This is a genomic window from Myxococcus sp. AB025B, assembly GCF_006518215.1.
GTDB lineage: Bacteria > Myxococcota > Myxococcia > Myxococcales > Myxococcaceae > Myxococcus > Myxococcus fulvus.
Genome location: NZ_SRLW01000391.1, coordinates 1 through 7,784, shown reverse-complemented (window position 1 = coordinate 7,784; position 7,784 = coordinate 1). Strand labels below are relative to the sequence as shown.

Genomic DNA, 7,784 nt, shown 5'->3' with positions numbered 1-7,784 from the left:
GACGCCGGTGGAGCGGAGGGACGGTGGGCTGCGGGAGCGGCCGTCACGTTTGTTGGCGGAGCCCGCGTGGCTGGACGCGGAGCTGGGAGACACGGGTCGGCTGCTCGCCGCGCGAGTCGGCGGACGGCGTCACCGGGTGACAGCGGTGACAGGCCCCGAGCGCCTGGGCGGCGAGTGGTGGGCCGAGACGCCCTTCCAGCGCGATTACTACCGGGTGCACTTCGAGGGACTGGGGCCCGCCTGGGTGTTCCAGGACATGCGCGACGGCCGCTTCTACCTGCAGGGGTTGTTCGACTGAAGTGTGCTCAGCGGGAAGGCAGCTCGCGGACGATGATGCCCGGGAGTCCCAGGTGTCGCAGGGCCTCTACGAATCGCTCCGTACCGATGATCATCGTGGCGAAGTTTCCCACTCGGAACAGGTCCTGCTCAGTGGGGAGTGAGTTCGCGTCGAGGATGGGCGCGTCGGGTAGCTGAAGCGGAAGTCTTCCACAGGAAGGGCAGGGCGGAGGCAGATCTGGAGGGAGGCAGTCAGGATGCAGCCGTCCCCTGGGCTCGATTTGCAGCTCCAGGAACTCAGGGGGGGACTTCTGCCTCCAGCTCAGCGCTGTCCGACATCCGAGGAGTCCACGAAGGCCTCGTGCCTGGAGTTGTTCCAACGTGTCGTGGCGCAACATCAACAGATAGTCGCCCTGCCAGGTCAGCGGTCCCAGCTCTCCACGTGCTGTACCGACCATGGGTCCGAAGCTCGAGCCAGGAGGCAGCTCCGCCCCCTGGGGCGCCAAGGGGCGGATGCGCTCACGCAGTCGACGATATTCGGAGACGGACGTGGGCCAGGGGGCATGGAGACGCTGGCGCTCCTCCAGCGACGAGAGGTCCACGCAGGGGTAGTCGTGTCCGGAGCTGCTCCAGGTCGCGCCACAGTCCGTGCACTCGACGCCAGGAAGAGACCACGGGTGCGTGGCATTGAAGTCGCCTCGGTAGCGAGACGTCGCTGCTCGATCCTCGCGCAGCTCGAAGAAGCGGGTCATCCCTGGTCACTCTCGATGGGAGTAGTAAGGCCGGATGGGACCGCCGAGGAGCTGGAAGCGGTAGATGAGCTCTCCCGCATGCTTGAAGATCTCTTCCTTCGAAGGAGCGGGGTTCTGCCTCCGGTAGTCACGCCATGCATTGTTCCAGGCTCCACCGCGATCGCCGCCTCGATGGATTCGTTGATGGAGGTCACGTGGAATGGAGAGCGTGTAGTCGTGGATGTTGAGGCCCCTGCCTCGAAACCATAACGCCAGATCTTCGGCCTGCGGGAAGATGTGATGCTTCTCGAAGCGGCCCGGTGGAAGTTGGAGGCGAGGAGGCTCGCTCCCATACCAAGGGATGACGAAGACGGGCTCGTGCCCCCCTGTCGCGGCCGTGCTTCCGCCCCAGTTTCTTCGAGGGCCTCGTCCTGGAGCCGCGGATGCCGCGGGTGGACGGGCAGGAGGAAATCGCGCCAGCTCCGTCTCGGAGGGCAGGTCGTCGCAGCGAAAGAAATAGCAACGGTCGTCATCACAGCGCGGAGCGAGGCAGACGTCGTCTTCGTGCTCGGAGCATGCTTCCTCGGCTTCGCTCCAGGCAGGTGATGTGCCCGCCCCTGTCGTCGCACAACCGAGCCACGCCACACCGAGCAGTATGAGCTGTAAAACGAGGAACGCGCGCATACCCCGTTGATAGCACGACCCTGGTGGGCCACTTCATCCCCGTTTGCCCCGCCTGGCCCCTCCTAGTTATGCAAGGAGACCACCTCCTTGCCTCCCAGGCCTCGCCATGCGCGCCCTCTCACTCCTCCTGCTGTCGCTGCTCGCCACCGCGTGTTCCGCGCCGCAGGTCCGGCCTCCGGGGGCCATCCGCAAGGTGGTCGTCGTGATTGGCACGCGCGTGGACTCGCTGCCCGTGGCGACCTATCGCGAGGACATGCTGGGGGAGGGCAACCCGCGCTCTGTCCTCATCGGCCAGACGCAAGCGGTGCTGCGTGAGCGCGGTTTCGAGGTGGTCGGCTCGCGCATCTCCGACGCACCATCCCCCTCCACCGGCGAGGTCGTCGCCCTCATCCGCGAGAACAAGGCCGAGGCCGCCGTCATCGTCGTGCTCAACTGGGTGGACGTGTCCTCCATCCGCGCCATGGGCCGCGCCGAGGTCTTCCTGGAGGCGGGCCTCGTGTCGCCGAACGGCGACCTGCTGTGGCGCAAGGACTCCCGCACCGTCTCGTCCATCAGCATGTACCAGTCGCAGACGGACTACAGCTCCTACCTGCGCAAGGCCGTCATCGACGCCGTCAAGGAAGTGCCCTGAGCCCTCTCAGGGCTTCGGCTGGGGGCTCGCCAGCCGCAGGTGCTCGTGCACCGTCTCCGCGCGCAAGTAGAGGAACTGCGCGTCGCCGAACGCCAGCGTGTCCCCGTCGTTGAGCGTCACCTGCGCGCGGAAGCCCAGCGGCGCGCCGTTGATCCACGTGCCGTTCATCGACTGCGCGTCCCGCACCTGGAAGCCACCCGTGGTCGCGTTCCAGCGCAGCGTCGCGTGGTGCTGCGACACGGACGGGTCCGGCACCACCAGGTCGCAGTCCGAGCGCCCCACGGTGAGCTCCTCCCCATCCACCTTGGGGTTCAGGAAGTGCACCTCCAGGTTGTCGAAGTCGCGGAGCATCGCGAGCAGCCGCTCCGTCATGCGCGAGCGGTGCGCCATGCCCACCGTGCGAGCGCCCGTCAGCTGCTGGGCGACGTTCCGGAAGACGGGATCCACGGGCTGCTGGATGAGCGCCACCGGACCGGACGCGGCGCGGAAGGCCTCCAGCGAGGCCGAGGCGAAGGGACGGAGCTGGTTCACGGACACCATGCCTCCCACCCTACGTCCAAGCGGGGGCCACGGGAAGTCGTGTGACAGTGCCCGCCAGGCCCCCTCATCGCCACATCACCAGCATGGCTTCCGACCCGAGGGCATGAAACCCTCACGCTTCATGCGGGTCCTCGTCACGGGCGCAGCGGGCTTCATCGGTCACCACGTCAGCGCGAAGCTGCTCGCCCGAGGTGACACCGTCATCGGTGTGGACAACCTGGACCCGTCCGGAGACGTTCCCCTCAAGCGCGCCCGACTGGCCCGGCTCCACTCGCTTCCCGGCGCGGAGCGCTTCACCTGTCACGAGGCGGACATCACCGACGCTCCCGCGCTCGCGAGAATCTTCCAACGGGAGCACCCCGAGCGAATCGTCCATCTGGCCGCGCGGGTCGGCGTGCGAGAGGCCGGAGCCTCCGCTTCGTCCTACCTGGACGCGAACATCGTGGGCTGGCTCCAGCTCCTGGAGCAGGGCCGCGCCGCGGGCGTCTCGCACCTGGTCTACGCGTCCTCCAGCTCCGTGTACGGCGCGGACACGCCGCCGCCCTTCCACGAGAGCGCCTCCGCCGACCATCCCCTCAATGTCTACTCCGCGACCAAGCGCGCCGGAGAGCTGCTGGCCCACACGTACAGCCACCTCCACGGCCTGCCCACCACGGGCCTGCGCTTCTTCACCGTGTACGGCCCCTGGGGACGCCCGGACATGGCGCCGCTGCGCTTCCTGCGTGCCTTGAGAGCAGGGCGCCCCATCGACCTGTACGGCGAGGGACGCATGCTGCGCGACTTCACCTTCGTGGAGGACGTGGCGGAGGCGGTGCTGCGCGTCCTGGACCGTCCTCCCGCGGGGAGCCCTCCGTATCGACTGCTCAACGTGGGACGCGGGGAGCCCGTCTCCGTGCGGGACTTCGTCGCCGTGCTGGAGCGGCTCCTGGAGACCCGGGCCGTGCTGCGGCTCCTGCCCGCGCAGGCCGGGGAGATGGACTCGACCTGGGCGGACCCCGCGGCCCTGGAGCGCGAGACGGGCTTTCGCCCCCGCGTGTCCGTGGACGAAGGGCTCGCGGCGCTCGTGACCTGGGCGCGCGGGCACTCCGTCCCCTGAGCTAGAGTCCGTGCCCTCGTCCCCCGGGCCGGCGGGTGGCCTGCTTCCCTCTCGAGGCTCCTGGTCCTCCAGGAGGAGCGTCGTCATGTCCCGGCATCCTCTCGCCGCCCTGAGGCTCACCCGCTCGTCACCTCCACCTGTCCGTGCTCCACGCGCCAGCACTCGCTGGTGCAGGCGCGCGCGAAGGTGGAGTCGTGGCTCACCAGCAGCAGCGCGCCGGGGTACTCGCGCAGGGCCGCCTCCAGTCGCTCGATGGAGGGCAGGTCCAGGTGGTTGGTGGGCTCGTCGAGCACCAGCGCCCAGGCGTGCTGACCCAGGCCCCGCGCGATGAGCAGCTTGCGCACCTCACCCGGGGACGGCTGCTCCGAGCCGAGCAGTCGCTCCGGGTCCACGCCGAGCGCGGCGACGAGGGACAGCACGCGGCCCTTCTCCTCGGGAGGCAGCGCGCGCACCGCGTCCAGGGTGGCCCGGGCCTCCTCGGCGCCCACGTCCTGCGGCAGGTACAGGATGCGCTCGCGCGGCACGCGGGTGTTCTCCAGCAGCGCGCGCACCAGGGTGCTCTTGCCCGCGCCATTGGGGCCCTCGATACGCACGCGCGCCTCGCGGCCCACCGACAGCTTCACCGGACCCAGCAGCGGCACGTCCCCCACGCGCAGCTCCGGCACGTCCAGCGTGATGAGCCACGGGTTGGGCGAGCGCACGTAGTCGACGAAGACGGAGCGGCCCATCGTCTTGTCCGCGTGGAACTCGCCCACCGCGTCGCTGACCCGCTCCAGCTCCCGACGGAGGATGCCCACGCGGCGGCCCGCATGGTTCTCAGCCCAGCCCGCGACGACGGACGCGCCCATGGAGCGCGCGTCGTTGTCGTTCTTGTCCTTGAGCCGCTTGCGGGTGCTGCGCGCCGCGTCCGCGGAGGCCTGCTCGCGCCGGGCCTGGTCCAGCATCCGGGCCGTGCGCTTCTGCTCCGCTCTGGCCTGCTGATAGGCGCCCAGCTCGGCTTCACGCTCGGCCTCCCAGTGCTGCTTCGCCGCCAGGTAGGCCCCGGGCCACAGCCGCGCGTCGCCGCCGTGCACGCGCAAGGTGTTCGTGGTGAGCGACTCGAGCAGCGGCCGGTCATGCGACACCACCACGCCCACGCCCTTGAAGCGCTTGAGCGCGGAGTCGAGCCAGGCCCGGGCCTCGGCGTCCAGGTGGTTGGTGGGCTCGTCGAGCAGCAGCACGTGCGGCTCGGCCGCGAGCGCCGCGCCCACCTGCCAGCGCTTGCGCTCTCCCGGTGACAGCGTGGACCAGCGCTCCAGCGCGGAGACGTCCAGGCCCAGCTGTCCATGCAGCCGCCGCGCGAGCGAGTCCCACGACTCGGCGAACTCGGTGATGTCGGGCGTGAGCGCCTCGACCTCCTGACGGCACAGCCGCAGGGTGGGGGAGGGCGGCTCGAACTGGAGGTGCCCCTCGGTGGGCGTCAGCTCTCCGGCCAGCAGGCGGAGGAGCGTGGACTTGCCGGCGCCATTGGCGCCCACCAGGCCCGTCCAGCCCGCGGGCAGGTGGAAGTCGACTTCGGAGAGGACGGTGACAGCGTCGGAATAGGCGTACGACACGCGATGCGCGCGGAGGGATGACATATGAGGCGAACTCCTGAATCCAGGGCGCGAGCACGCACGAGGCGGCTCAGCGCGATGACGACTCGAACGACCTGGGACTCAGCGGCTCTGCCTCAAGGGTGAATCGACCTCGCGTAGGGAGGGGTTGTCAGGCCCTCCGGTGGATGCGTGCCTTCAATCTATGACGCTCGCCGGGGTGGATTGCAACCCCGACGTGCCCGCCGTCCAGCTCCGACGGCGGGCGTGAAGCCTTCCAGACAGCGGCGGCGGCTACTCGTCCTGCTCGGTGGGCGGGCGAGGGCGCCGAGGCGGCACGGCGGGGACGCCGGCGAGCGTGGCGGACTCGGAGAGCACGTTGCCCCGGGCAATCGCCTGCGCGCTGAGGGCCGCGGCGGTGGGCACCTGCCGCTGCGCGGGGACCTTCGCCTTGGCGGCCTCCTCGTCCTTGAAGAAGACCTCCTTGAGCGCGGAGACGGCGCCGAGCGTGGCGGTGGCCTCGTAGGGGATGAACATCTTGTTGTCCCCCTTGCTCATCTCCTGGAGCGTCTCCATGTAGCGCAGCGCGAGCACCTCGGGGGTGGCGCGGCCGTTGTGGATGGCCTCGAAGGTGAGGCGCGTGGCCTCCGCCTTGCCCTCGGCCTCCAGCATGGTGGCGCGCTTGTGGCCCTCGGCGCGGGCAATCTCCGCGTCGCGCTCGGCCTCGGCGCGCAGGATTCGGGAGATCTTCTCGCCCTCGGCCTGGAGGATGGCGGCGGCCTTGTCGCCCTCGGCCTTGGTCACCTCGGCGCGGCGCTCGCGCTCGGCGGTCATCTGCTTGGCCATGGCGGACTTGATGGCCTGGGGCGGCTCGATCTCACGCAGCTCCACGCGCGTCACCTTCACGCCCCACTTCTCCGTGGCCTCGTCCAGCACCATGCGCAGGCGCGTGTTCACCGTCTCGCGGCTGGTCAGCGTCTGGTCCAGCGTCAGGCCGCCCATGACGTTGCGCAGGTTCGTCATGGTGAGCTGCTCGATCGCCAGCGCCAGGTTCTCCACCTGGTACAGCGCCTTCGCGGGGTCGACGATCTGGTAGTAGATGACCGAGCCGACCTCCATGTTGACGTTGTCGTGGGTGATGACCTGCACCGTCTCGAAGCCCATGACCTGCTCGCGCAGGTCCACCATGTTGCTGCGCATGTAGCGGTTGCCCGTGCGCATCTCGATGGGGCGGGGGCTGTCGATGAACGGGATGAGGATGTTCAGCCCGCTGGTGGCCACATCGTGGAACTTGCCCAGCCGCTCCACCACCATGACCTTGGCCTGGGGAACGATGCGCACGCAGGTGTAGAGCAGGAAGCCCAGCGCGCCCACCACGGCGAGTAGAAGTACGACCGTCCCTGCGTCCATCAGCGCTTCTCCTGGTTCTGTTCCCCGGGGGGAACCGATGACAGCGTCGCCGAGGGGCGGCGCACCCAAAGCTTGAGTCCTTCGACCTGCTCCACGGTGACCAGCTCGCCCGCGAGGATGGCGCCCGTCAGCGAGCGGGCCATCCACAGCTCGCCGTTGATGCGCACCGTGCCCCCGTGGGGCGCGTCGATGGCCTCCGTCACCACGGCCTCCTGACCGACCATGGCCTCGATGCCCGTCTTCAAGTGCGAGGCATCCCGCATGAAAACGTTCTTGAACAGGGTGCGCGAGGCGGTGATCAACCCGATGGCCACGGCGCTGAAGAGCGCGAGCTGGACGATGAAGGTCAGCCCCAGGCCCGCGGCGAGCGAGGCGACGAGCGCCCCGGCCGAGAACCACACGAGCCCGAAGCCGGTCAGCTTCAGCTCCAGCACCCCGAAGACGAGGGCGGCGGCGACCCAGAGCTGCCATGCGGAGGGGAACAGGTCCATGAAGGTCTCTTTGTCAGTCGATTCCCCTCCCTGTCAAACGGGGGTCGGCCGGGACGAAAGCGTCCTTCAGGACTGAGAGGGCCAAAGGCGCCGCGTCCCCTCAACGCCGGACCTTTCCAGGCTATTTCACCCGGAACAGCTCCCGCGTCTCGACGATGGGCTGATAGCCGCCCACGGTCCGGGTGAAGAGCAGTCGCTGGGGGACGCCCGTGCTGTCGCAGTCCAGGGCCTCCAGGGCGAGTGTCTCCTTGAAGACGAGCGTGTGCTGGAGGGGTTTGGAGTGGGAGGTGGTCTTCTCGATTCCGACGGTGCGGGGTGGCTCCTGGGGGCGGACGGGGTAGGACCTGTCTC

9 protein-coding genes and 1 pseudogene are annotated in these 7,784 nt (G+C 69.1%); 3 read left to right on the top strand and 7 right to left on the bottom strand.

The genetic code is table 11. The features are described 5' to 3' along the window. Positions 1 to 298 (top strand): annotated as a pseudogene (locus FL311_RS38730) (DNA polymerase Y family protein); the annotation flags it as partial. A gap of 7 nt (positions 299 to 305) precedes the next feature. Here FL311_RS38730 and FL311_RS38725 read toward each other — a convergent pair. Beyond that, positions 306 to 1,028, bottom strand: a complete 723-nt coding sequence (locus FL311_RS38725) for a double-CXXCG motif protein (protein ID WP_141332674.1) — start codon at positions 1,026 to 1,028, stop codon at positions 306 to 308. Between the two features lie 6 nt (positions 1,029 to 1,034). Further along, positions 1,035 to 1,691, bottom strand: a complete 657-nt coding sequence (locus FL311_RS38720) for a TIGR02269 family lipoprotein (protein WP_141332673.1) — start codon at positions 1,689 to 1,691, stop codon at positions 1,035 to 1,037. A 106-nt stretch (positions 1,692 to 1,797) separates the two neighbouring features. Between FL311_RS38720 and FL311_RS38715 the strand changes: the two genes are divergently transcribed. Then, complete coding sequence (locus tag FL311_RS38715; RefSeq protein ID WP_141332672.1) at positions 1,798 to 2,322, top strand: hypothetical protein; 525 nt, start codon at positions 1,798 to 1,800, stop codon at positions 2,320 to 2,322. 6 nt (positions 2,323 to 2,328) lie between these two features. On the opposite strand, the gene FL311_RS38710 is transcribed toward FL311_RS38715, so the two are convergent. Next, on the bottom strand, positions 2,329 to 2,862 hold the full coding sequence (locus FL311_RS38710; protein WP_046713622.1) for an FHA domain-containing protein: 534 nt from the start codon (positions 2,860 to 2,862) through the stop codon (positions 2,329 to 2,331). Between the two features lie 121 nt (positions 2,863 to 2,983). Here FL311_RS38710 and FL311_RS38705 point away from each other — a divergent pair, with 121 nt between their 5' ends. Further along, the gene (locus FL311_RS38705) at positions 2,984 to 3,958 is read left to right on the top strand and encodes an NAD-dependent epimerase/dehydratase family protein (RefSeq protein WP_141332675.1); all 975 of its coding nucleotides are present in this window, start codon (positions 2,984 to 2,986) and stop codon (positions 3,956 to 3,958) included. 116 nt (positions 3,959 to 4,074) lie between these two features. Here FL311_RS38705 and FL311_RS38700 read toward each other — a convergent pair whose 3' ends face one another. From FL311_RS38700 to FL311_RS44500, 4 genes are all read right to left on the bottom strand, one after another. Next, entirely contained in the window at positions 4,075 to 5,577 is a 1,503-nt protein-coding gene (locus tag FL311_RS38700; RefSeq protein WP_141332671.1) for an ATP-binding cassette domain-containing protein, read from the bottom strand. A 249-nt stretch (positions 5,578 to 5,826) separates the two neighbouring features. Continuing rightward, positions 5,827 to 6,942, bottom strand: a complete 1,116-nt coding sequence (locus FL311_RS38695) for an SPFH domain-containing protein (protein WP_141332670.1) — start codon at positions 6,940 to 6,942, stop codon at positions 5,827 to 5,829. Beyond that, complete coding sequence (locus FL311_RS38690; protein ID WP_141332669.1) at positions 6,942 to 7,433, bottom strand: NfeD family protein; 492 nt, start codon at positions 7,431 to 7,433, stop codon at positions 6,942 to 6,944. The genes FL311_RS38695 and FL311_RS38690 overlap by 1 nt, the downstream gene beginning before the upstream one ends. Before the next feature lie 121 nt (positions 7,434 to 7,554). Then, positions 7,555 to 7,784, bottom strand: a 230-nt coding sequence (locus FL311_RS44500) for a hypothetical protein (RefSeq protein ID WP_194869550.1), incomplete at its 5' end; no start/stop codon positions are given.

Excerpts from the sequence above, each read along its gene's own strand:
- FL311_RS38700 (WP_141332671.1), bottom strand. The coding sequence starts at position 5,577 with ATGTCATCCCTCCGCGCGCATCGCGTGTCGTACGCCTATTCCGACGCT.
- FL311_RS38690 (WP_141332669.1), bottom strand. The coding sequence starts at position 7,433 with ATGGACCTGTTCCCCTCCGCATGGCAGCTCTGGGTCGCCGCCGCCCTC.
- FL311_RS38710 (WP_046713622.1), bottom strand. The coding sequence starts at position 2,862 with ATGGTGTCCGTGAACCAGCTCCGTCCCTTCGCCTCGGCCTCGCTGGAG.
- FL311_RS38705 (WP_141332675.1), top strand. The coding sequence starts at position 2,984 with ATGCGGGTCCTCGTCACGGGCGCAGCGGGCTTCATCGGTCACCACGTC.
- FL311_RS38715 (WP_141332672.1), top strand. The coding sequence starts at position 1,798 with ATGCGCGCCCTCTCACTCCTCCTGCTGTCGCTGCTCGCCACCGCGTGT.
- FL311_RS38720 (WP_141332673.1), bottom strand. The coding sequence starts at position 1,691 with ATGCGCGCGTTCCTCGTTTTACAGCTCATACTGCTCGGTGTGGCGTGG.
- FL311_RS38725 (WP_141332674.1), bottom strand. The coding sequence starts at position 1,028 with ATGACCCGCTTCTTCGAGCTGCGCGAGGATCGAGCAGCGACGTCTCGC.
- FL311_RS38695 (WP_141332670.1), bottom strand. The coding sequence starts at position 6,942 with ATGGACGCAGGGACGGTCGTACTTCTACTCGCCGTGGTGGGCGCGCTG.